We start from the raw sequence: 22,232 nt of genomic DNA, 5'->3' as shown, positions 1-22,232 counted from the left end.
TTTAAATTCGTAAATTAGGAGATATGGCAAGGATCTTATTAGCATTGTTAGTGTTATCCGGTTCTGTTGTTGGCGCGCAACCGGAGTTGAAGGGTGGACTGGATAAATTTATACTGGCCAATAAGGTGTATCCCTTATATTCCTTGCAAAACTGTATAGAGGGGGCGGTGACTGTCAGCTTTAAACTTAACAATCAGGGAGAAGTATACTTTTCAAAGGTGCAAAAGGGCGTGGGCACAGACCTGGATGAGGAGGCTTTAAGACTGATCAGACTGACCAGCGGGAAGTGGAATGTGCCACAGGGACATGATACTTCGGTATTTGTAGTGGTGCCTGTAAATTTTAAACTGGATGACATTGGTTGCGGCAATAAAAGCAAGGTAGAAATAAAAGCCGCTATTGAAGCGTATCAGGGTAGGACAGCCCTGACCAATGCAGTACTCAATTTTTACAGGAATAAGCCCTCTGGAAAATTCACTAAGGCAGAAGAAGCCAGTATTGTGGCCTTGAAAACAAGTTTGGGATATGACGATGAGTACCTGGACAAGCGGCTGGAAGACGGGCGGAAAAAGCTGAAGCAAAAAGATAAGCAGGGGGCCTGTGAAGACTTTCTTTTTGTAAAATACATGGGCTCAGACAAGGCAGATGAACTCCTGGCAACCCACTGTAATTAAACAATGATGCTGATCGCGGCCGGGATGATCTCTGCCTCTATCTTGTTTACCTTACCCAGATATTCACCATCTACCTGAAAATGGGCCTTATGTTTTGTTTTGATGGTAAGATTGGTAGCCTGAAAAAGCTCAATGTTCCTGGGATTGAGTGCCATACTGGTGAATTTGAGTTTCAGGATTTCCATTACTGAATACTTCTTTACCAGGACCACTTCAAAAACTTCATCGTCTAATGTCCCTTCCGGATTGATCTTTACGCCTGTACCATACATAGTAGCATTTGCAATAACCACCATTGCCGCCTCAGACCGGATTACTGTATCATTTATCTTGAATTCTACTTCCATTTTATGATGGGTCCACAGCGCATGCCATGCCGCTTTGGTATAGCCCCACATACCTCTGTGCTCCAGATCGTCAAATTTTTTGACCAGATAGGCATTAAAGCCAATGTCAGAAAGATGAATGCACAGCTCATCGTTTACCATGACTACATGGATCTTTTTTGGGCTGCCATTCACTGCATTATCCAGTGCCTCGTTTAGCTCAAGCGGGATTCCAAGTTCCTTAGCCATTCCATTGGCTGAACCTGCAGGGATGATACCAATAGGAATGGTTGTTTGGAGCAGGCATTCGGCTACTAATTTTAGTGTACCATCGCCCCCTACGGCGATTACACGATCGGGCTTTGCATGATGGATGACTTCCCTGATTTTTTCTTTTGAGCAATCGGCAGGGAGTTCATACACCGTAGAATGATGAGCGGAGTCTTTGAAATAAGCACTTATTTCTTCACTGAAATTTACTTCATCGCTACCAGATCCCGGGTTAACGATAAATAATAAGTTTAAATGCGAGGAGTTGGCGGACATGGTGTTTTTATTACCAAACAACTTTCAGGTTACTCTGTTTTAAATATTAATGAATAATTCTTCTGCAAGTGTTAAGGTATATCATGGTTATGGACACACTAATAATTTGGTGGTATATGGCCATGTATTCCAGTACAAAGCCCATACAGAACAAGGTTTTAGCAATAACTTCTTTGTAAACATTGCGCACCTGTTTAAGCTATTTATTTTGAAACCCTATCCATTTGTGAATGTGCGGCTAACTTTTAATCAGCAGCAGGTATTTCAAAAAACTGAATATGATGGTTTTTTTAAGTTTGAATGGAGATCTTTTGAAGATGTTGTTGCCGGCTGGCATGGGGTGGTAGTGGAAGCAATAGATGCTCATGGAGCGGTGATTGCTATGGGGAAGGGCGAAATATTTGTTCCCCATATCACGCAATACGCGTTTATATCGGATATTGATGATACCATCATGATCTCCCATTCCGCTACGATAGGAAGAAGACTCAGGGAACTGTTTGTTAAAAACCCCCGTACGAGAAAGACTTTTGATGATGTCTATACACATTATACTGCCCTGGCTTTATCGCATACCACTGCTGACCAGCCTAATCCATTTTTCTATGTATCGAGCAGTGAATGGAACTTGTATGATTACCTGGTAGAAACATTCAGGTTTAATAAACTGCCAGAAGGCGCATTTTTGTTGAACCAGATAAAGCGCTGGAAGAACCTCATTAAAACAGGTAAAACCGGGCATGAAGGTAAGCTATTGCGTGTGATGAGGATAATAGATGCTTTTCCAAACCAGAAATTTGTATTTTTTGGCGACAACTCTCAGAGTGACCCGGCAATTTATACAACTATTGCGGAAAAATATCCAAAAAACATCCAGGCTGTTTATATCAGGAATGTCAGAAGAGACATGGAGCTGACAACTAAAGAATTGCTGGAAAGAATAGCAGCCAAAGGCATAGCAACGTGTTTATTTGTGGATAGCAAGGAAGCCTTAATGCATTCAGAACGTATAGGACTGATTGTTAATTAGGCATATTTAGTTGCATTGTATTATTATTGTAAATGATTTTTAGATTGCCCGAAGAGGAAATTGTTTTTCCCAATCCTGGACTTGCCGAAGATGATGGTTTATTGGCCATAGGCGGTGATCTAAGCTTACCCAGACTTTTGCTTGCTTATGAGAATGGTATTTTTCCATGGTATAGTGAAGATGATCCGATCTGCTGGTATTCGCCGCATGAACGCTGTGTGATTTATCCTCAAAAGCTGAAAGTAAGCAAAAGTATGAAACAGGTGTGGAATAAAGATGTATTCACTGTTACCTATAACAAAGCTTTCACTGAAGTAATAGAAAATTGTGCCCGGATAGGACGTAAGGACCAGCCGGGAACCTGGATCACAGCAGAGATGCAGGAGGCGTACATTGAACTACACCTGAAGGGCCATGCAGCCAGTGTAGAGGTATGGTTGGGGAATAAGCTGGCAGGGGGACTTTACGGAGTACTGATAAATGATGTGTTTTGTGGGGAGAGTATGTTTAGTTTGGTTAGCAATGCTTCTAAAACTGCCCTGATCTGGCTATGCCGTACAGGTAAATTTAAACTGATCGACTGTCAGCTTCCTAACAATCATTTGCTGAGCTTAGGTGCACAAATGATTTCAAGAGAAAAGTATATGGCGTTTCTAAAGCCCTAGTTCAGAATCTCTTTAATGTCTTCTTTACTAAGTGATTTGAAGAAGCTCTCTTCTGTAGTGATCAGGGAATTTGCCAGTCGCTTTTTACGGTTCTGCAGTGCAAGGATCTTTTCTTCAACGGTGTCTTTTGCAATAAACTTATAAATGAAAACCTTCTTCTCCTGGCCAATCCGGTGTGTCCGGTCTATGGCCTGTTGTTCGACCGCAGGATTCCACCAGGGGTCAAGTATAAACACATAATCTGCCTGGGTTAAGTTCAGACCAACCCCTCCTGCTTTTATAGAAATCAGGAAAACTTTCAGTGCTGTGTTTTCCTGGAATTCGGCCACTATCTCACCTCTGTTTCTTGTTGAACCATCAAGATATGCAAAAGGAATATCCTCCTTGTCGAAGTAATTTCTGAATATGTTGAGGTGCTTAACGAACTGTGAAAATATAAGCACTTTATGCCCGCCTTTAAGTACATTGTCGAGTGTATGGATCACGCTTTCAAACTTTCCGGAGTCTGAATGGTATTCCTCATCTATCATGACCGGATGATTGGCCAGTTGCCGAAGCGCTGTCAGTCCCTGTAGCAGCTGAACTTGTTTTTTTGCATATGTACCGTCATCCATGCTGCTCAGCAGATCATTGCGGTAGGCAGATTTTGTCTTTTCATAATAGGCAGCCTGATCTTCACTCATATTACAATAGAAGACCTGCTCCGTTTTGGCAGGAAGTTCTGCAGCCACCTGCTCTTTGGTACGCCTTAATACAAAGGGTTTAATGATAGCCTGAAGCTTGCGTGCTTTATCTTCATCCTTTCTTTTCTCTATGGCCTGCACATATTCCTCATTAAAGAATGACTGGGTTCCCAGTAGCCCCGGATTCAGGAAGGTAAGCTGAGTCCAGAGATCACTAACGGAGTTCTCGACTGGCGTGCCGCTCAGGATAAGCCTGTGACGGGACTTTAGGGCTTTGACAGCTTTAAAGGATTTGGATGAAGGGTTTTTTATATTCTGACTTTCGTCGAGGATAATATAATTGAAATAAAACATGATAAGCAATTCTATGTCAACCCTCGTAACCCCATAGGTGGTGATCACGACGTCGTAACGGGAAAATATGCTTACATCTTTGTCCCTGGCCGTACCTATATGCGAATGGATTTTCAGCTTTGGGGTAAACTTTTTCGCCTCATTTAACCAGTTATAGATCAGGGAGGTCGGCATGATGATGAGTGAGGTGGTATGGGTTCCGTTGGCCTCATCTTCTTCTTTAAGTTTTTGAAGCATGGCCAGGGTTTGAATGGTTTTCCCCAGACCCATGTCGTCAGCCAGGCATCCGCCAAAGTGATATTCCCGCAAAAAGCTAAACCAGTTATACCCTGCCTTTTGATAGCTGCGCAGATCGCCCTTAAAGTTTACAGGCATTTTAACATCAGCAATATTTTCAAAATCGTTTAGTTTCTCAAGCTTACGGCTCAAAGTCACGTTGGCAATACTGTCTTCCGCCAGCTCACTGATCAGGCCTATGTGGTGCTTTTTCAGGCGTAAATTTTTGTTTCCCTCGGTAAGGCTGAAAATGCTGCCATATTGGCTAAACCATTTTTCGGGAATAATGGCGATAGATCCATCGGGCAATGTAAACTCTCTTTTTTTGTGGAGAATGTGTTGCTTTAACGCAATAAAGGGAATAGGGTGAATTCCAAAATACACAATTGCATTGATGTCGAACCAATCATTGTCTTCTTTGATCTCAAAATCAATTTTATTGGTCGCAAAAAGGAATCTCTTGGCGCCGGAATGCTGCTCTATCTCAAAGCGGTTATTTTCCAGCTCCCCTATATGCTCATTCACCCAGTTGATGACCGCATAGGACAGGTCCTCCTCTTTTCCGGCCAATACTTCCAGATTATGAAATAATGAGCTTACCTTTTTAAGACCAAGGCCAAGTAGTACATTAAACTTTAATTTTTCAAATGCAGTGTCTCTTTTAATGCGGTTGAAGACATAGCTGTCATCTTCTTTTAAGAGCTTGACAGTGATTTTTTTTTCATTGCCCATTGCAAAGACATGTGCCCCGTATTTAAAATACAACTGCAGCTGGGAAACCCCCGAATCCACATAAATAACTTTTATAACAGGGATGGGTTCGTGTTTTTCTGTTTTTATCTCAAAACCCTCTGCATATACGTGGTACTTTTCAATTAACGGGCCTACAAATTTTTCAAAATAGGTTTCTTCTGTCGATTTGGGTATGGTAATGTAACGCTTATTTAAAAAAGGCTGTAGTTTTTTCCCTTCAATATCCTGCTCAAAATAATAGACCATATCGTTAAGCAATAACCAGGCGGGTTGATTGCTGACTACCTGCGCTTCTTTAAACATGAAATCAATGCGCAGTCCCTGGTATTTTATGGTAGGGAAGTATCGGGTTTCTGTATCTCCTTTTCTAAAATGGAACAATACTGTTGCAGCCTCTTCGGCAAATTCGATTTTGCGTTCGGCAGGCCATCCGTCATTGTCCATTAGATAAAGTGAGCCATCCGTTTTGAGGATTTGTAAAACTTCTGATAGTCTTTTTTCTATCCGCGGGCGTACGTTTTCATAAAACTTCTCGTTGAAGAATTTGCTGAAAAACTCTCCGGGTCTGATGGCTTTTTTATGATATTTCTTGATGACGTGGTTCTGTTCTGTTTCATCAAGAATTTTGATCAGCTTCATGTCCTTCTCTGTAAGATTTCCGGCAAATTCTTTAGCTGTATGGGAGAATAAACGCTGATAGGTTAACGAGAAATCACCTTGTGGATTTAGCTGAACAATATGAGGTTCAATTAAGTAGCCAAAATACGCATGCTTACACAATGAGTATACAATCTTGTAAGGTTTGGTAGTATCTACGCGTAACATTGGCTCAGGTTAAAACAAATGGAGTTTAAAGATTTAAAAATCTTTAAACATACATCAAAATTGAAGGTCTTTCAAATAAAACCCTCAGTTTCGGTATTTTTTATACAGTATCCTTAGTTTGGAGGCTGTCATAAGTCAAATTTGATCCCCTGTGCTAAGGGGAGGGTGTTCGCATAATTAATGGTATTGGTCTGTCTCCGCATGTAAGCTCTCCAAGCATCAGACCCACTTTCTCTTCCTCCACCTGTTTCTTTCTCTCCGCCAAAGGCACCGCCAATTTCAGCACCTGAGGTTCCGATATTTACATTTGCGATACCACAATCTGATCCGGTAGCTGAGAGGAACTGTTCGGCTTCTCTTATGTTTAAAGTCATGATTGCGGAAGAAAGTCCCTGGGGCACATCGTTTTGGAGTAAAATGGCCTGATCCAGTTTCTGGTATTTTATCAGGTAAAGTATGGGGGCAAAAGTTTCGTGCTGAACGATTTTGTAGTCATTTTCTACGGCTGCTATGCAGGGCTGTACGTAACAGCCACTTGCATATTCCGGCCCTGTCAGAACGCCGCCTTCTACGATAAATTTGCCACCTTCTGCTTTGCACTTTTCAATAGATGCTAAATAGCCCGCTACTGCCTCTTTGTCAATTAGCGGTCCGACATGGTTTTTCTGGTCCAGGGGATTACCGATCTTAAGTTGGCCATAAGCTTTGACCAGCTTCTCAGTAAAGGCATTGTATACGCTTTCGTGTATGATTAGCCTGCGGGTAGAGGTGCAGCGTTGCCCTGCGGTACCTACTGCTCCAAAGACAGCGCCGATCAGGCTCATATCTAAGTCTGCATGCTGAGAAATGATGATCGCGTTGTTCCCCCCAAGCTCCAGTAAGCTCTTTCCTAATCTCGATGCTACAGCTGCTGCAACAGCCTTGCCCATGCGGGTAGATCCTGTCGCAGAAATAAGGGCAATGCGGCTGTCATTTGCCATTAATTCCCCGATCTGCCGGTCGCCAATAATCAGATTGCTTACCCCTTCAGGCACTCCATTTGCTTTAAATATTCCGGCTATAATATGTTGGCAGGCGACAGCGGTGATCGGGGTCTTCTCGGAAGGCTTCCAGATACATACGTTTCCGCATATCCATGCAAGCGCGGTATTCCAGCTCCAAACAGCCACCGGAAAGTTAAATGCAGAGATGACACCTACAATTCCTAAGGGATGCCACTGTTCGTACATTCGGTGGTTTGGTCTTTCCGAATGCATGGTCAAGCCATATAGCTGGCGGGACAGGCCTACTGCAAAATCACAGATGTCAATCATTTCCTGGACTTCACCAAGCCCTTCCTGAAGACTTTTTCCCATTTCATAAGAAACCAGTGTTCCAAGGTCATCTTTGTTTTTTCGCAAAGCATCACCAAACTGCCGTATAATGTCCCCGCGTTTCGGGGCAGGGAGATTCCTCCAGAATGTGAATGCTTCCGCAGCTTTATTGACTACAATTTCATAATCTTCATTTGAGGTGATCCGCACACCGGCAATCCGCTTGCCGTCTACGGGTGAGCAGCTGTCCAGTATTTGTGAATGAGCAGAAAGTCCCCATTCGCTGCCTGTACTGTAGGCCGGATTTAAATCCAGTATATTTAAGTTTTTTAGAACTGTACTGATGTTATTCTGCATGACGATAAGCTAGTTTTATAAGGTTTCTTTACCTGGATATTACCTTAATCAAGATAAAGTTACGTTATTTTGCATTAATCATAACACCCCAGCCAACACACAAAAAACTTCAAATATATAATGGGGACCAGATTTTTGCTTATTAATATTATAATCAGTGATTTACAAGAAGCGTTTTGTGTATGTTGAAAATTATTTGGGACATTGTCATATTATTTGTTGTAAACTTATAGTGTATTTTTAACACAGGGATCTGTTCATTAATTAGTCGATATATGGAAGAGGAATTTTATTTTGATTTTAGTGAAGATGCACAGCGCTCTGTAGAGCGGTATGAAGAGATGATACGCAATCAGGATCAGTACTTTTTTGATGCTCAGGCCTTTGAGAATATTATTGATTATTATATTGAGAAGAATGATCCTGTAAAAGCGTTACAGGTTATAGAATATGCGCTGAACCAGCATCCATATGCTGCGGTTTTTCTGGTTAAACAAGCCCAGTTATATTTTGTGACAGATCAAACTGAACGCGCTTTCCTTGCTTTGCAAAAGGCGGAAATGCTGGAAGCATCTGAGGTGGAGATCTATATTTTGAGAGGGAATATATATAACAGCCTTGAGCGGTATTCTGAGGCGCTGGATAATTTCCAGAAGGCGCTTGAATTTGCCGAAACTACAGATGAGATCTTATTGCAGATAGCTTATGTCTATCAAAATATGCTTGATTACGAAAGCGCAATTGTTTACATCAAGCAGAGCCTGGAGCAGAATATGGAGAATAAGGATGGTTTGTATGAACTTGCTTTTTGCTACGATATACTCGACAAGCAGGAAGAAAGCATTCAGTTCTACCAGGAATATATAGACAATGATCCATATTCTTACGCCGCATGGTATAACCTGGCAAACTCTTACCATAAACTTGATCTGTTTGAAAAAGCGATTGACGCGTACGATTATGCCATCCTTATAAAGGATAATTTTGCTTCTGCTTATTACAATAAAGGTAACGCATTGGTTCAGTTAGATCGCTTTGCAGAAGCAATAGAGGTCTATAAACAGACATTTGAATATGAAAAGCCCAATGCGGATACCTATTGTGCAATCGGCGAATGTTATGAAAAGCTAGAACGAATGGATGAAGCGCGCTCTTACTATAAGAAATCTGTCAAAATGGATTCCAAAATGGCAGACGCATGGTTTGGGATAGGGGTAACACTCAATTTTGAAGAACGATATTTTGAATCCCTGCATTTTTACAGAAAAGCCATTGATCTTGATGATGAGAATCCTGATTTCTGGTTTGCAATGGCCGACGCCCATTATAAACTCGGACAAATAGACCAGTCGGTAGAAGCTTATTATAAAGTGCTGGAGTATAATCCCCTGGATATAGAAGCGTGGCTCGATTTTTCGACGGTGTTGTATGAGCAGGGTAAGCTCCTGGAGGCCTCAGAAACAATAGCTGATGCCATAAAGAACAATCCTGACGCTGCAGAGCTCTACTATAGAATGGTGGCTTATCTGTTTGCGTTGGGGCAAAAAAATGACGCGCTGCTCTACCTGGAAACGGCGTTGGCTACAGATCCCGAAAAACATTACATCCTTTTTGAGTACTTACCTCAATTACAAGAGAATGGATCGATCATTGAAGTGATCAACCGCTATATAAAATAAAAGTAGGCAGTTTTTTATTGGCCATTGCTGATGAAAACTGTCTGATTTTTTTCACCTTTGTGACCAATATGAATTACCAACTGAATAATATACCTGAAAGATCTGTAAAACCCCGCGATAAGGGTATTACCATGGTCATGGATAAAGGATTAAGCCTGAGACAAACAGAAGATTTTATAGATGTAGCAGGCATACATACCGATATTGTCAAGTTTGGATGGGCTACTTCTTTTGTTACCCCTAATTTAAAAGAGAAGTTAGCCATTTATAAATCTGCCGGAATACCTACTTACTTTGGTGGGACACTTTTCGAAGCCTTCATTATCCGCAATCAATTTGATGATTACCGTCGCGTTTTGGAACAATTCGGGATGGAATATGCGGAGGTTTCTGACGGCTCTATTACTATTGATCACGACATTAAATGTGAATACATCCGGCAGTTGTCACAGCAGGTCACGGTAATATCTGAGGTGGGTTCTAAAGACGCAGCCAAAATATTTGCACCTTATAAGTGGATCAAACTGATGCAGGCCGAAATCGATGCAGGCTCATGGAAAGTTATCGCTGAAGCGAGAGAAGGCGGAAATGTAGGGATTTATAGAGGTTCTGGAGAAGTGAGAGAAGGCCTTGTAGATGAAATCTTAACACAGATACCTGAAGAAACAATTATATGGGAAGCCCCTCAAAAGGAACAGCAGGTTTGGTTTATCAAATTGCTGGGTGCTAATGTGAACCTGGGCAATATTGCTCCAGCCGAAGTCATACCCCTGGAAACTATACGTTTGGGTTTAAGAGGTGATACTTTTGATCATTTCCTGAATTTAGAGAATTTGTAATGAGAAAATTTGGATTAATAGGATTTCCATTATCACATTCTTTTTCAAAAAAATTCTTTTCCGAAAAGTTCGACCGAGAACACATTATAGATTGTGAATATGAGCTTTTTCCTATTGAAAGTACCCAGTCTTTGCCGGCACTCCTAGCCGGCGATAAATCGCTTCGTGGCTTAAATGTAACCATACCCCATAAGCTTGGCGTATTGCCTTTTTTAAATGAAATGGATGAAGCCGCTTATCAGATAGGGGCTGTAAATTGTATTTCAATACAGCAAAATGATGGAGAGCAAGTGCTTAAAGGGTACAATACAGATGCTTATGGGTTTGAAGAGTCATTAAAGCCGCTGTTGGATCCCCAACAAAGCAAGGCGCTGGTGTTTGGTGATGGTGGTGCGGCTAAGGCGGTAAAATATGTCCTGAAAAAGCTGGACATTTCTTTTTTGGTGGTTTCAAGAAAGCAGTCTGACCAGACCATTTCTTATGCAGCCGTAACGCCGCAACTACTGCAGGAGTATACGGTGTTGATAAATACAACCCCATTGGGAATGTCACCCAATACAGAGAGCTATCCGGAAATCCCATATTCCGCATTGTCGGGAAAGCATCTGGCATATGATCTGGTTTACAATCCTGAGGAGACGCTGTTTCTGAAAAAGGCGCAATCCTATGGTGCTAAAGTAAAAAATGGACTGGAGATGTTACATCTTCAGGCTGAGCGTTCGTGGCATATCTGGAACTCATAAAATGAAAGGACTAATTTTTCTTTCCTTTTTCTTATTGATAATGGTGTCAAATTCCTGTACCAGCAGTGATTACGCTCCAAAGCCAAGGGGATATTATCACATTGAACTGCCCAAAAAAGCATATAAGAGTTTTGACAGAAACTGCCCTTTTTCATTTGATTATCCGGTGTATGCAAAGGTAGTTGCAGATAGTAGCGCCGATACGCGTCCATGCTGGTATAATTTATCTTTCGCCCGGTTCAATGCCAGATTGCACATGACTTATTATGACATCAATTCCAAAAAGGAGTACCTGGGATTGATAGAAGATGCAAGAACGCTTGCCTTTAAACATACTGTTAAAGCCAATGCAATAGATCAGAAGGTCATTAATTACCCTGGCAAAAAACTGTATGGGGTATATTACGCTATAGAGGGAAATACGGCGTCTTCGGTGCAGTTTTTCTTAACAGATAGCATCGGGCACTATTTCAGGGCTGCGCTTTATTTTAATGAAAAACCACAATATGATTCCATTCAGCCGGTTGTCTCTTTTATAAAAGAAGACCTTGACAGAATGATCGATACATTTAAATGGAAGAATTAGCATTGAAATATGATTAGTATTCAAAAATTTACCTTTAATCCAGTACGCGAGAACACCTATGTTTTGTTTGACGAAACAGGGGAATGTGTAATTATTGATCCTGGAATGTACGATGGAGCGGAACAAAATATTCTTGTGAAATTCATTAGGGAAAAGCAGCTTAAGCCCGTTCTTTTATTAAACACACATTGTCATTATGACCATGTATTTGGTAATAAATTTGTGTATGATAATTGGGGCCTGAAACCACAGTTTCACAAAGGGGAGTTATTTGTACTGCAGGCAATTTCCGGCTATGTGCCGCAAATGGGGCTGAGCTATGAGCTTTCACCCGAGCCGGAGATCTTCCTTGCGGAAACCGGGACGGTCGGGTTCGGAAACAGTGTTCTTGAACTAATTTTTGCTCCAGGTCACTCTCCTGCACATCTATGTTTCTATTCCAGGGAAGATAACTTTCTGATTGGGGGCGATGTATTGTTTTATACAAGTATTGGCCGCACAGATCTACCCGGAGGAAATTACGGACAATTGATTAGGAGTATAAAAAATAACTTGTTTATATTGCCCGATGATTGCGCGGTTCATCCTGGTCATGGGCAGTCTACCACCATTGGCTTTGAGAAATTGCATAATCCCTTTTTACAATAGCACATTAATAAAGAATAATTTGAATACACCCTTTTACATAGCTCGCAGGTACCTTTTTGCCAAAAAGTCAACCAATGCTATAAACATCATTTCCACAATCTCCGTGGTTGGTGTTTTTGTAGGAAGTGCTGCATTAATTATTATTTTGTCGGTATTTAATGGCTTTGAAGAGGTGGTACTTAAAATGTTCAACACCATTACTCCTCAAATAGTCATTGCTCCGGCTAAGGGAAAGACTTTTGATCCTAACTTGACATATTTTAAGGAGCTGAAGCGTAATAAGGACCTCTATTCCTATACTGAGGTTCTTTCTGAGAACGCCTTATTAAGGTATAACGATAAGCAGTCTGTAGCTTTGATCAAGGGAGTAAGTACAGATTACTTAAAGAATAAAAGTCTTGACAGCATCATTATTGACGGTAAGTTTGTACTATCAAACGCCAGTGGAAGTAGCGCGGTAATCGGCTCCGCTATCCAAACGTACCTGATGGTAAATACTACAGACCCATTTAATCCACTGCAGATTTTTTCTCCAAAAAAGGGGGCTAAGGTCAATTCTGTCAATCCTGCGGATGATTTTACTATCTTATCAATTCCGGTAGCTGGTGTTTTTGAGGTACAGCAGGATTTTGATAACGTAACGATTGTTCCGATTAAATTTGCCAGGGAGCTATTGAGCGAGCCTGAAAAGATTTCTTCTATCGAGATCAATTTAAAACCAGACGCTGATGCCGAAAGTTTTAAAGAGGCCGTCGAAGAAAGTCTGGGTAACAGTTTTGAAGTAAAGGACAGGATACAGCAGAATAAAGTACTTTACAACATACTGGGAAGTGAAAAGTGGGCTGTATACATAATCCTCACCTTTATCTTAATTATTGCTATATTTAATATTATTGGATCATTGACCATGCTGGTGATAGATAAATTAAAAGACATTTCAGTGTTGAGCAGTTTAGGAGCAGGTAAAAAATTGATTAAGCAGATATTTCTGTTTGAAGGAATGATGATCACCATGACAGGGTGTATATTTGGTCTTATAATTGGGTTTATTTTTTGTTTATTGCAACAGAAATTTGGTATGTTCAAAATGTCTGAGGAAAATTTGGTGATCACCAATGCTTATCCTGTAGCTTTTAAATGGAAAGATTTTTTACTGGTATTTTTAACGGTAAGTATATTTTCTTTTGTGGCATCAGCTTTGTCCTCTAATTTGAGCGTAAAAAAGATAAACCATTTAAATCAAGATATCTGACGATATGAATGTATTTAGGAAACCATTGGTACTAATAATAATATTTTCTGTACTTGCAATAGCGTGTAACCGCAAAGCTGAAGAAGAAGAACAAAGCTTAGCGAGGACAGCAAAAGGATTGTATAGCTATGGGCCTGAGATAAAATCTTTTACCGATTGTGAGGAAGGAAGAGAATATTGGGTGGCTGACAGTGCTAAAACTTTAGAGCTGGCCTATAGTAATTTTAATTTTGAGAAGCCTTATGAGCCGGTTTATATTGAGGTTGAATGTCGCATTATTAAATCTGATAGTCTAATAGTTTCTGCAGATTTTGACTCAACGATGGTAGTCACAAAGGTATTGAAGATAACGAAGGAAATACCTGAAGGTCCCTGCAACTGATAGCATAGACTAAGGAATTAAATAGATACTTTTTTCTATGGCAGGGATCAGTCCTTTTTCCTGTGCTATATTGAACAGCACATTTATTGCTTTCCGGCCTTCGTCACCCAGGTTAATGGAATACTCATTCACATAGAGCCCGATATGCTTGTACATTACCTCTTCGTTCATTTCCTGTGCGTGCTGTCTGATAAATTCAATTCCTGATTTGGGATTGGCGAAAGCAAATTCTACCGATTTTCGGAGTATTCTGTTTACTTTTTCCTGTACTCCTTTATCAAGATTTCTATTTATCACAATACCACCCAGCGGAATGGCACATCCTGTCAGCTGCTCCCAGAAATAACCTAAGTCGATTACCTTGTGCAATCCTTTTTCTGTATACGTAAAGCGGTTTTCGTGAATAATAAGTCCCAGATCTATTTCATTATTCAATAATCCAGCCTCTATATCTGAGAAAATCATTTCCTGTTTATACGTTAAATGGGGAAAGGCAATGCCCAGCAGGAAATTTGCGGTAGTATATTTTCCCGGAATCCCAATCTTTAAATTCGCTGCTAAATTTTCAATATCATGGCTAAGGTTTTTATCCTTGCAGATGAGCAGGGGCCCAACTCCAAATCCTAAGGCGCTCCCTGCATCCAATAATGCATAGTGATGACAGGCATATGCAAAAGCATGAAAACTTAATTTGGTGATGTCAAGCTCACCCTTCATCGCCTTTTGGTTTAACGTTTCGACATCGTCAAAAAAAACCTCAAACTCCAATCCCTCAGTATCTATTTTATGGTGTATCAGCGCATCAAAAATAAAAGTATCATTCGGGCAGGGAGAAAAACCTAGGCTAATTTTCATGAAGTAAAGGTAAATACTGGAACAAGGGGAATGGTTATGTATTTGTCAAAAATTCTATTGCCCAGTGGTTCAGGTTTTTTAAAGCAAGGTCTATTTTCCAGGCCTTTCTGTTTCTGGGTTCCACATAATTTGAAATACTTCGGATTTGCAGGCAGGGTATATCCTGCTGCCCGCAACAGTATAGAACAGCAGCTCCCTCCATGCTTTCTGCGACAGGTGAAAGTCGGGTATTAATCGCTGAGATACTTGGTTCGCAGCCGTGTACCCGGTTTACAGTTATGCCCTTTACTTTCGGTAGTTTGGCTACAGATTCACTTAATAGGTTATTAAAAGCAGAATGGGTGCTTTTTCCAAAACCTAGGTCCTCAATGCTCAAAAATTTTTCATGGTCCTCAGCCCCCAGTTCCGCAAATGTATCTTCATACACATTGACGATAGTTCCTAAAGCAATGCTCCGATCAAAGGATCCTGCAATTCCCAGGTTTAACACAAGATTGTATTGCTTAGAAAGATGTTTGCCAAGTGCATATGCAGTTGCAGTCATTCCGACCCCGGTAATTAAAATGTCAAATTCTTTATTGCCGGTAAAGTCACCTCCCGGCAAATTGAAATGCATCATTAATGGCGCTATTTCAGGTTTTGTTGCTGCAACTATGAGCATCTTCATCAGTAGCTAAGTTAACTAATTGTATTGAACAGTTGTAATTGAATGGCCGATAAATTGCTCCATACTTCAATTTTATCTAAGTTTGTCTTATTATACAAAAACATGATATATATAACGAGAAAAGCGTCATTTAACGCTGCGCACAAACTTTCCCGACCGGATTGGACTGAGGAAGAAAATGCAGCAGTTTATGGAAAGTGTGCCAATCCTAACTGGCACGGACACAACTACCAATTGTATGTAACAGTAAAAGGCGAGATCAATCCTGAAACAGGGTTTTTGGTAGACCTTAAATGGTTAAAGGATATTACCAATACACATGTGGTGGATAAAATTGATCATAAAAACCTAAATCTTGATGTAGATTTTATGAAAGGTAAGCTCGCGTCTACTGAAAATCTTGCTATAGCCATATGGGAACAGTTGCATGCTTTGATCAGTGAGTCGGGTGCGGAGCTGCACTGTATAAAAATCTACGAAACTGAGAATAACTTTGTTGAATATTTCGGTCAAAAAGAATAAAATATGAGCAACCATATAGATCATTTGGATGAAGAAGACGGATACATTAAAATTGACCGTTATAATGAAGGTAAAATAGCATCTGTAGCATCCCACTATAAAGATATTCTAGGTAAACTGGGTGAAGATCCTGAAAGGGAAGGGCTGGTTAAAACACCAGAACGCGTAGCCAAAGCACTCCAGTATTTAACCCATGGATATAATTTAAATCCGTCGGAAATATTGCGCAGCGCGATGTTTAAGGAAGATTACAGTCAAATGGTTGTAGTTAAAGACATAGAAGTGTTTTCTATGTGTGAACATCATATGCTTCCCTTTTTTGGCAAAGCCCACATTGCTTATATTCCTAATGGACATATTGTTGGTTTGAGTAAAATACCCCGCATAGTAGATGCTTTTGCCCGCCGCCTCCAGGTTCAGGAGCGCCTGACAAATGAGATCAGGGATTGCATACAGGAGACACTGATGCCTGCAGGGGTAGCGGTAGTAATTGAATGCAAGCATTTGTGTATGGCCATGCGTGGCATACAAAAGCAAAATTCTGTAACGACCACTTCGGCTTTTACAGGGGAATTTGCTAAAGATAAAACTAGAGCAGAATTTTTAAGATTGATCACTGCCAATTTGCATTAGTTAGATAGGGTTTGAGTCCTATTGTTGTGTTTATTTAAAATAGAAAAAAATGAAAGCATATATATTTCCAGGTCAGGGTGCACAATTTCCTGGTATGGGTAAAGAGCTCTATGAGAATGATGCAGCTAAAGCATTGTTTGAGCAGGCAAATGACATTATCGGTTTCCGTATCAGCGATGTGATGTTTGGTGGTACAGATGAAGAGTTAAAGCAAACCAACGTTACACAACCAGCGATATTTCTTCACTCTGTGATCCTGGCAAAAAGCCTTGGTGCAGATTTTAAGCCCGATATGGTGGCAGGCCACTCTCTTGGAGAGTTTTCAGCACTGGTAGCGGCCTCGGCATTGTCTTTTGAAGATGGGTTAAGGCTGGTGATCGCGCGTGCGAATGCAATGCAGAAAGCATGTGAATTGCGGCCTTCAACGATGGCAGCGATACTAGGCTTGTCAGATGAAGTGGTAGAAGCCATTTGCAGCGGAATAGATGAGGTTGTGGTACCGGCAAATTACAACTGCCCCGGACAACTGGTGATCTCAGGCAGCATTGAAGGTATTGATCTTGCTTGTCAGCAGCTCACAGAAACAGGAGCTAAAAGAGCTTTGAAACTGAATGTTGGCGGGGCTTTTCATTCCCCATTGATGGAACCCGCAAGACTGGAACTTCAGCAGGCCATTGAAAACACATCAATCTCTGCACCGATATGCCCCATCTATCAGAATGTAGACCCGGTAGCCAATACCGATCCGGAGACCATTAAAGCAAATTTAATTTCTCAGTTAACCGGTGCTGTGAGGTGGACACAGACTATAGAAAATATGATTGCTGATAACGCAACTGAATTTATTGAAGTAGGTCCGGGGAATGTTTTGCAGGGTTTGGTTAAAAAAGTAAATAGAGCGATGCCTACAAGTTCTGCAGCGAATGCATAAACGGGTTATATTAGTAACCTTTAATAAAATAGATTAAATGTGAGTATAGGAGGCAAAATTAGATTTCTTTTATTAATAATGGGGGCTTGCTGTATTGTTACGGCAATTTCCCTGAAGCAATCTGTCAGTAAAAAGGAGCTCCTCCGCTACGAAGCTGGTAAGCTTCAAGAGAACCTTGCCGTCAACGAACGTATTGTCTATAACTTTTTAAAGGATTCCGTACAGATAGAAAGAGCGAAGCAATATCATCTTAATGACAATTATGGGCTTGATTTCATTGAAAAGTATAGGGAAAAAGGCATTGACATCCTCACTTACCAAAATCAGCAATTAAAATTCTGGAGTTCAATTAAAACCGTCCCTGACAATCCCGGATTGATAAGAGAGGGCTCATACTTTTCACAATTCAGCAATGGCTGGTACGAGGTTATCAAAAGAACGACAGAGGATTTTACTTTAGTGTTTCTTATCAAGGTCAAAAATCAGTACAGTATACAGAATGAGTACCTCACAAATGACTTTTCCAGTTACCTTTCTAATAGCAGCTCTCTTACACTAGCCACATTTTCAGATGCTGAGGTACAGGGGATCACTAATCTTGATAAGAAGTTACTGTTTGAAGTAAAACTCAGGCCTGAATATTCAAAGGGTATTTATAGCACAGTTGAAATCTGGCTATGGGTCATCGGTCTTTTCAGTTTTTGCTTGTTCTTCAATTCATTTTGTGCCTGGCTTGCAAAAAGAGGTGATTTGATAGCCGCAATATTGGTGCTTGCGCTCTTCTTTATTACAATCAGGGTTACTGATCTCGAATATGGTTGGTTTAACAAACAGTTTAACCTTTTGATCTTTAGCCCAAGAATATATGCGGAGAGCTTTTTTATGCCCTCACTAGGCGATTTTCTACTGAATGTAATTGCTGTAACATGGATCATATTGTTTATTTATACATATAATGACAGGTACAGACTTCCAAAATGGCTAACAAAAAGTAGACTCTCAGGGATTTCTTTTCACCTGGGGTTTTTAATGGTTTTTGGAGCAATAGCTTTTCTGTTTGACAAGGTCTTTTTTGGGCTGATCATCAATTCAAAAATCAATTTCGACATTACCAATATCATTAATCTTGGCTTGATCAGTTGGGTAAGCATCATCATTTTATGTCTGGTCTGGTTTAATATTTACCTCATTGCAATTATTTTTATGCAGCTGACCCTGCAGCTGAATGTTACAAGCAAAGACCGGTTAACTGTATTCATTGCCCTGTTTTTAGCCTATCTCATTTACCGGGTGAATACAGACTTCAGCATGTTTTTTATTGCATACGGATTGTTTATTTTTATCGTTGCATGGAATTTTTACATGCTGGCCAACAAATTTTCTATAAGAATCTTTGCATTGCTTTTTTTCTGTCTGGCATTTATATCAGCTATCAAGTATCTGAAATTTATTGATCAAAAGGAGGAGGCTAACCGCAGTATCATCGCACAGAGATTAATATCAAAGGATGACTTTATTTTAATAAGTACTATCGAGAATATAGAAAAGAATATTCTTAAAAATACTTTTGTATTAAATTATTTCAAAAGGCCTGCTTTGAACGGTACGATAGATTTAAGGAAGAATATTGAGAAGAATTACCTTGAAAGGTATCTGCCAAGGTTTGAGTTTGCTATCCATGAATATAATTACCTTGATTCGGCTATTACTGGCCTGGGGGTACTGCCTTTAAGCTACTTTAAAGGATTGGTGCAGGCAGGCTCTGTTAAAGCTCCTGAGTCTAATTATTTTTATCGGTTGAATGATACTTTTGGTTATCAAAATTATTTTGGCATTATTCCGGTAAAGGAAGATAACCGCATACTTGGTACACTTGTCATCGAACTAAAATCACAACCATATAATTATAGAGGTCAGCTGCCGGAAATGTTGGTAGACCGTACCATTAAGAATGACAATGATTACAGCAAATATTCAATAGCATTTTATAAGGATGGCAGATTAGAGAGCCAGTCAGGTAAATATACCTACAAACTTTCAGGTAAAGAATTTACCACCGGTCCTGCCAAAAAAATGTATTTTTTTAAAGACAGCCTTAATTATACGCATCTTATTTATTCATCAGATTCTTCAAAATTTATTGTCATCAGTAAAGAGAAAGTCTCTGATATTGTTCGGTTGGCTACATTGTCGTTTTTCTTTTTGGTTTTTATCGTTTTTTCGATTACGCTTTATACCCTGATCTGGCTTTTGAAAAACATAGATGAAAGCTGGGGAGGCTGGTTTAACATCAACCGGTCACTCATGATCAATGCAAATAAGATACTGTACAAAACCAGGATACAGTTTTCAATTGTACTTTCAGTAGTTGCTACCCTGCTGATCGTAGGTTGGGTAACCTATTTCTATATACGTAAAGAATATAGCGACCAGCAGCAGGATTTCATTAAGGAAAAGGTAAGGAAGGTACAGCAATCTTACGAAAAGCGTATCTTAAGCACTGGCATCCCCGCCAAATCAGATAAGTCTATTGATGATTTTAATCAATTTGCAGATATCAATGCTGCTTATTTAAATCTTTTTGATGTTGATGGTAAGTTGCTATTTAGTTCCTTGCCCAAAATATATGATTTAGGCATAGTAAGCCCGAGGCTGGGTTCAAAGGCTTTCTTTCATCTAAGTCTGCTCCAGGGATCAGAATTTGTTAATCCCACAGAAAGGATAGGTACTTTTGTTTATTCTTCTGCCTATGCGCCTATTAGAAATGCTAAGAATCAGACAATAGCCTATATTGCTGTACCTTATTATGCTAATGAGGCAGACTATGAGAATAAGATCGGTGTCTTTATCAATACGCTGATCAATATATATGCACTGGTATTTGTCGCAATAGGAATCTTAGCCGTATTCCTTGCCAATCAGATCACAAGTCCGTTGACTTTTATCCAGGACAGCATCAAAAAGACTAAGCTTGGCCAAAGAAATCAGCCTATATTCTGGTCTCGTCACGATGAAATTGGGTCGCTGATTAAAGAGTATAACAAAATGATTGCTGCACTTGAAGAAAGCGCGATTAAGCTCGCAAGGTCAGAACGGGAAAGCGCATGGAGAGAAATGGCCAAACAAGTGGCCCATGAAATTAAGAATCCACTGACTCCTTTAAAGCTTGGTGTACAATTACTGGAAAAATCATGGAAAGAGAAAGACCCCAACTTTGAAAAGAAGTTTGAACGTTTTAATAAATCTTTCATTGAGCAAATAGACAGTTTATCTACCATCGCATCAGAATTTTCAAACTTTGCTAAAATGCCGGATACCAAATTGGAGAAACTTCAGTTGCTCCCTATTATAGAGCAGACGAGGGATGTGTTTACCAATACACTAGATGCAGAGATCCTAATCATTAATAACGCAGCGATAGAGCTGATCATCCTTGGAGATAAAGATCAGTTACTGAGGACTTTTAATAATTTATTTAAGAATGCTATCGAGGCTTCAACACCCAATACTAAATCCACGATCAGGGTAAAGATCTTCAATAACCGGGAAAGTGTATTTATTGAGGTAGAAGATAATGGAAAGGGAATTGATGAATCACTGAAAAGCAAAATCTTTGTTCCAAATTTTACAACCAAATCATCAGGGACAGGATTGGGACTGGCATTTGTAAAACAGGCTGTTGAAAACGCTGGCGGTACAATAGAATTTAAATCTTTGAATAACGTTGGGACAACATTCTATCTTAGTTTCCCTTTATCTTAATTCAATATTAGCGCGTCCCATGGTATACCCATCGGCATAAAGAATAATGGAGTAAGTGCCTTTAATAAACTCATTAGGGTTAATCCAGTTCATTGTATAGGAAGTATTGTCATCATTAAAAGATATGGAAGTAGAAGAGCTGTACTGCATTTCCTGCCCATCAGCCTCAAACATATTGTTCTCATTGGCAATAAGGTTACCTGTAGGATCAAAAACACGTAAATAGATCTTATGGTAATCTTTTTGAGCAAGTGAATTTGGAACAATCTCAAAACTAACCGTTAATTTTTTTGCTGTACCTGCCTTGGTCACTTCTATGTTTTTCCCACTGCTTTTTACCCTGTAGGCAACGATAAAGATATTAGATGCCTTTAATGCAGAACTGGTTTTTACTTTTTCTCTTAGTTCATAATTTCTTCTTTCCAGTTCTTCAGCTCTTTCACTGGCTGAACTTGCTGAGTCCCTGATGCTATCCAGTTGTGCTTTCAGATAGGAATTTTCTTTTCTCAGTTGTATGATCGATTCATTGTAGTTTGTTACAAATTCGCGCAGTTCTTTGACCTTTGCCTGTGCTGCTTCAAGATCGACCTGGGTGATGAATCCTTCCTTAAGTGCAGCTTTCAATTCCGCAATCTTATCACGGGCAAGCTGTTGTTCATTGATTAATTTTTCGCTTAGCTTAATGTTGAGTGTATTTACCTTATCCAGCTCAACCTCTATTTTTTCAACTTCCAGCTTAAGCCTGTCTTTTTCAGTATTGATGTTCACGAACCGCTCATTTTGCTGCTTATCCTTAAAAAAAAGATAAGCATTTGTGCCCAATAGTGCCACAATGACGATGACCAGAAAATAGATTTTATTACGGTCTCCTTTGTTTACTAAATCATTCTGATCGGACATTATTAAAATTCTTGTCTAAATAGTTAAAAGG

At 40.0% G+C, this 22,232-nt stretch carries 20 protein-coding genes; 14 read left to right on the top strand and 6 right to left on the bottom strand.

Annotation, left to right across the window (positions count from 1 at the left end; genetic code table 11):
• Positions 1 to 23: 23 nt before the first annotated feature.
• Positions 24 to 674 (top strand): energy transducer TonB, encoded by a 651-nt coding sequence (locus EZ437_RS02650; RefSeq protein WP_131592980.1) that lies wholly within the window; start codon positions 24 to 26, stop codon positions 672 to 674.
• Here EZ437_RS02650 and EZ437_RS02645 read toward each other — a convergent pair.
• Positions 671 to 1,546 (bottom strand): diacylglycerol/lipid kinase family protein, encoded by an 876-nt coding sequence (locus EZ437_RS02645; RefSeq protein ID WP_131592978.1) that lies wholly within the window; start codon positions 1,544 to 1,546, stop codon positions 671 to 673. The genes EZ437_RS02650 and EZ437_RS02645 overlap by 4 nt on opposite strands.
• 49 nt (positions 1,547 to 1,595) lie before the next feature.
• Here EZ437_RS02645 and EZ437_RS02640 point away from each other — a divergent pair, with 49 nt between their 5' ends.
• Together EZ437_RS02640 and aat are read left to right on the top strand one after the other, a co-directional pair.
• Complete coding sequence (locus EZ437_RS02640) at positions 1,596 to 2,576, top strand: App1 family protein (RefSeq protein WP_131592976.1); 981 nt, start codon at positions 1,596 to 1,598, stop codon at positions 2,574 to 2,576.
• 32 nt (positions 2,577 to 2,608) lie between these two features.
• Positions 2,609 to 3,241 carry a leucyl/phenylalanyl-tRNA--protein transferase gene (gene aat / locus EZ437_RS02635; protein ID WP_131592974.1) on the top strand — a complete coding sequence of 211 codons (633 nt, stop codon included), beginning with the start codon at positions 2,609 to 2,611 and terminating at the stop codon, positions 3,239 to 3,241.
• On the opposite strand, the gene EZ437_RS02630 is transcribed toward aat, so the two are convergent.
• Both EZ437_RS02630 and amaB read right to left on the bottom strand, forming a co-directional pair.
• Positions 3,238 to 6,132 (bottom strand): DEAD/DEAH box helicase, encoded by a 2,895-nt coding sequence (locus EZ437_RS02630; RefSeq protein WP_131592972.1) that lies wholly within the window; start codon positions 6,130 to 6,132, stop codon positions 3,238 to 3,240. The genes aat and EZ437_RS02630 overlap by 4 nt on opposite strands.
• A 128-nt stretch (positions 6,133 to 6,260) precedes the next feature.
• A complete protein-coding gene (amaB, locus tag EZ437_RS02625) occupies positions 6,261 to 7,802 on the bottom strand; it encodes an L-piperidine-6-carboxylate dehydrogenase (RefSeq protein WP_131592970.1) in 1,542 nt (513 codons plus the stop codon).
• 275 nt (positions 7,803 to 8,077) lie between these two features.
• On the opposite strand from amaB, the gene EZ437_RS02620 reads away from it, so the two are divergent.
• The 7 genes from EZ437_RS02620 (at position 8,078) to EZ437_RS02590 (ending at position 13,931) form a co-directional block, all read left to right on the top strand.
• Positions 8,078 to 9,481, top strand: coding sequence for a tetratricopeptide repeat protein (locus EZ437_RS02620; RefSeq protein WP_131592968.1), 1,404 nt, complete (start codon positions 8,078 to 8,080; stop codon positions 9,479 to 9,481).
• A gap of 68 nt (positions 9,482 to 9,549) precedes the next feature.
• Entirely contained in the window at positions 9,550 to 10,320 is a 771-nt protein-coding gene (locus tag EZ437_RS02615) for a phosphosulfolactate synthase (protein ID WP_131592966.1), read from the top strand.
• Entirely contained in the window at positions 10,320 to 11,063 is a 744-nt protein-coding gene (locus tag EZ437_RS02610) for a shikimate dehydrogenase family protein (protein ID WP_131592964.1), read from the top strand. The genes EZ437_RS02615 and EZ437_RS02610 overlap by 1 nt, the downstream gene beginning before the upstream one ends.
• 1 nt (position 11,064) lies before the next feature.
• Entirely contained in the window at positions 11,065 to 11,649 is a 585-nt protein-coding gene (gldD, locus tag EZ437_RS02605) for a gliding motility lipoprotein GldD (protein WP_131592962.1), read from the top strand.
• Between the two features lie 9 nt (positions 11,650 to 11,658).
• The gene (locus EZ437_RS02600; RefSeq protein WP_131592960.1) at positions 11,659 to 12,297 is read left to right on the top strand and encodes an MBL fold metallo-hydrolase; all 639 of its coding nucleotides are present in this window, start codon (positions 11,659 to 11,661) and stop codon (positions 12,295 to 12,297) included.
• A gap of 19 nt (positions 12,298 to 12,316) precedes the next feature.
• The gene (locus EZ437_RS02595) at positions 12,317 to 13,549 is read left to right on the top strand and encodes an ABC transporter permease (RefSeq protein WP_131592958.1); all 1,233 of its coding nucleotides are present in this window, start codon (positions 12,317 to 12,319) and stop codon (positions 13,547 to 13,549) included.
• A gap of 4 nt (positions 13,550 to 13,553) precedes the next feature.
• Positions 13,554 to 13,931: a hypothetical protein gene (locus EZ437_RS02590; RefSeq protein ID WP_131592956.1), complete on the top strand. Its 378-nt coding sequence runs from the start codon at positions 13,554 to 13,556 to the stop codon at positions 13,929 to 13,931.
• A gap of 9 nt (positions 13,932 to 13,940) precedes the next feature.
• Here the strand turns inward: EZ437_RS02590 and EZ437_RS02585 are convergent, their stop codons facing one another.
• Both EZ437_RS02585 and mqnB read right to left on the bottom strand, forming a co-directional pair.
• Entirely contained in the window at positions 13,941 to 14,786 is an 846-nt protein-coding gene (locus tag EZ437_RS02585) for a menaquinone biosynthesis family protein (protein WP_131592954.1), read from the bottom strand.
• 34 nt (positions 14,787 to 14,820) lie between these two features.
• Positions 14,821 to 15,453, bottom strand: a complete 633-nt coding sequence (gene mqnB / locus EZ437_RS02580) for a futalosine hydrolase (protein ID WP_131592952.1) — start codon at positions 15,451 to 15,453, stop codon at positions 14,821 to 14,823.
• A 102-nt stretch (positions 15,454 to 15,555) separates the two neighbouring features.
• Here mqnB and EZ437_RS02575 point away from each other — a divergent pair, with 102 nt between their 5' ends.
• From EZ437_RS02575 to EZ437_RS02560, 4 genes are read left to right on the top strand one after another with little or no spacing between them, the layout of a single operon-like run.
• On the top strand, positions 15,556 to 15,975 hold the full coding sequence (locus EZ437_RS02575) for a 6-pyruvoyl trahydropterin synthase family protein (protein ID WP_131592950.1): 420 nt from the start codon (positions 15,556 to 15,558) through the stop codon (positions 15,973 to 15,975).
• A 3-nt stretch (positions 15,976 to 15,978) separates the two neighbouring features.
• Complete coding sequence (folE, locus tag EZ437_RS02570) at positions 15,979 to 16,608, top strand: GTP cyclohydrolase I FolE (RefSeq protein WP_131592948.1); 630 nt, start codon at positions 15,979 to 15,981, stop codon at positions 16,606 to 16,608.
• Between the two features lie 49 nt (positions 16,609 to 16,657).
• Positions 16,658 to 17,539 carry an ACP S-malonyltransferase gene (gene fabD, locus EZ437_RS02565; protein WP_131592946.1) on the top strand — a complete coding sequence of 294 codons (882 nt, stop codon included), beginning with the start codon at positions 16,658 to 16,660 and terminating at the stop codon, positions 17,537 to 17,539.
• A 39-nt stretch (positions 17,540 to 17,578) separates the two neighbouring features.
• A complete protein-coding gene (locus EZ437_RS02560) occupies positions 17,579 to 21,301 on the top strand; it encodes a sensor histidine kinase (protein WP_225869477.1) in 3,723 nt (1,240 codons plus the stop codon).
• On the opposite strand, the gene EZ437_RS02555 is transcribed toward EZ437_RS02560, so the two are convergent.
• Positions 21,293 to 22,201 carry a hypothetical protein gene (locus tag EZ437_RS02555; protein WP_131592942.1) on the bottom strand — a complete coding sequence of 303 codons (909 nt, stop codon included), beginning with the start codon at positions 22,199 to 22,201 and terminating at the stop codon, positions 21,293 to 21,295. The two genes, EZ437_RS02560 and EZ437_RS02555, sit on opposite strands and share 9 nt — an antisense overlap.
• Positions 22,202 to 22,232: the final 31 nt, after the last annotated feature.

Source organism: Pedobacter psychroterrae (assembly GCF_004331695.1).
In the GTDB taxonomy this organism is placed as follows: Bacteria; Bacteroidota; Bacteroidia; order Sphingobacteriales; family Sphingobacteriaceae; genus Pedobacter; species Pedobacter psychroterrae.
Note: the sequence above shows the minus strand (reverse complement) of the source record. Positions and strands in the feature narration are given on the sequence as shown.

Coding starts and splice junctions, on each gene's coding strand:
- EZ437_RS02600 (WP_131592960.1), top strand. CDS start 11,659: ATGATTAGTATTCAAAAATTTACCTTTAATCCAGTACGCGAGAACACC.
- EZ437_RS02640 (WP_131592976.1), top strand. CDS start 1,596: ATGAATAATTCTTCTGCAAGTGTTAAGGTATATCATGGTTATGGACAC.
- EZ437_RS02555 (WP_131592942.1), bottom strand. CDS start 22,201: ATGTCCGATCAGAATGATTTAGTAAACAAAGGAGACCGTAATAAAATC.
- EZ437_RS02650 (WP_131592980.1), top strand. CDS start 24: ATGGCAAGGATCTTATTAGCATTGTTAGTGTTATCCGGTTCTGTTGTT.
- EZ437_RS02575 (WP_131592950.1), top strand. CDS start 15,556: ATGATATATATAACGAGAAAAGCGTCATTTAACGCTGCGCACAAACTT.
- EZ437_RS02615 (WP_131592966.1), top strand. CDS start 9,550: ATGAATTACCAACTGAATAATATACCTGAAAGATCTGTAAAACCCCGC.
- EZ437_RS02630 (WP_131592972.1), bottom strand. CDS start 6,132: ATGTTACGCGTAGATACTACCAAACCTTACAAGATTGTATACTCATTG.
- gldD (WP_131592962.1), top strand. CDS start 11,065: ATGAAAGGACTAATTTTTCTTTCCTTTTTCTTATTGATAATGGTGTCA.
- EZ437_RS02620 (WP_131592968.1), top strand. CDS start 8,078: ATGGAAGAGGAATTTTATTTTGATTTTAGTGAAGATGCACAGCGCTCT.
- EZ437_RS02610 (WP_131592964.1), top strand. CDS start 10,320: ATGAGAAAATTTGGATTAATAGGATTTCCATTATCACATTCTTTTTCA.
- fabD (WP_131592946.1), top strand. CDS start 16,658: ATGAAAGCATATATATTTCCAGGTCAGGGTGCACAATTTCCTGGTATG.
- aat (WP_131592974.1), top strand. CDS start 2,609: ATGATTTTTAGATTGCCCGAAGAGGAAATTGTTTTTCCCAATCCTGGA.
- folE (WP_131592948.1), top strand. CDS start 15,979: ATGAGCAACCATATAGATCATTTGGATGAAGAAGACGGATACATTAAA.
- EZ437_RS02645 (WP_131592978.1), bottom strand. CDS start 1,546: ATGTCCGCCAACTCCTCGCATTTAAACTTATTATTTATCGTTAACCCG.
- mqnB (WP_131592952.1), bottom strand. CDS start 15,453: ATGAAGATGCTCATAGTTGCAGCAACAAAACCTGAAATAGCGCCATTA.
- EZ437_RS02585 (WP_131592954.1), bottom strand. CDS start 14,786: ATGAAAATTAGCCTAGGTTTTTCTCCCTGCCCGAATGATACTTTTATT.
- amaB (WP_131592970.1), bottom strand. CDS start 7,802: ATGCAGAATAACATCAGTACAGTTCTAAAAAACTTAAATATACTGGAT.
- EZ437_RS02590 (WP_131592956.1), top strand. CDS start 13,554: ATGAATGTATTTAGGAAACCATTGGTACTAATAATAATATTTTCTGTA.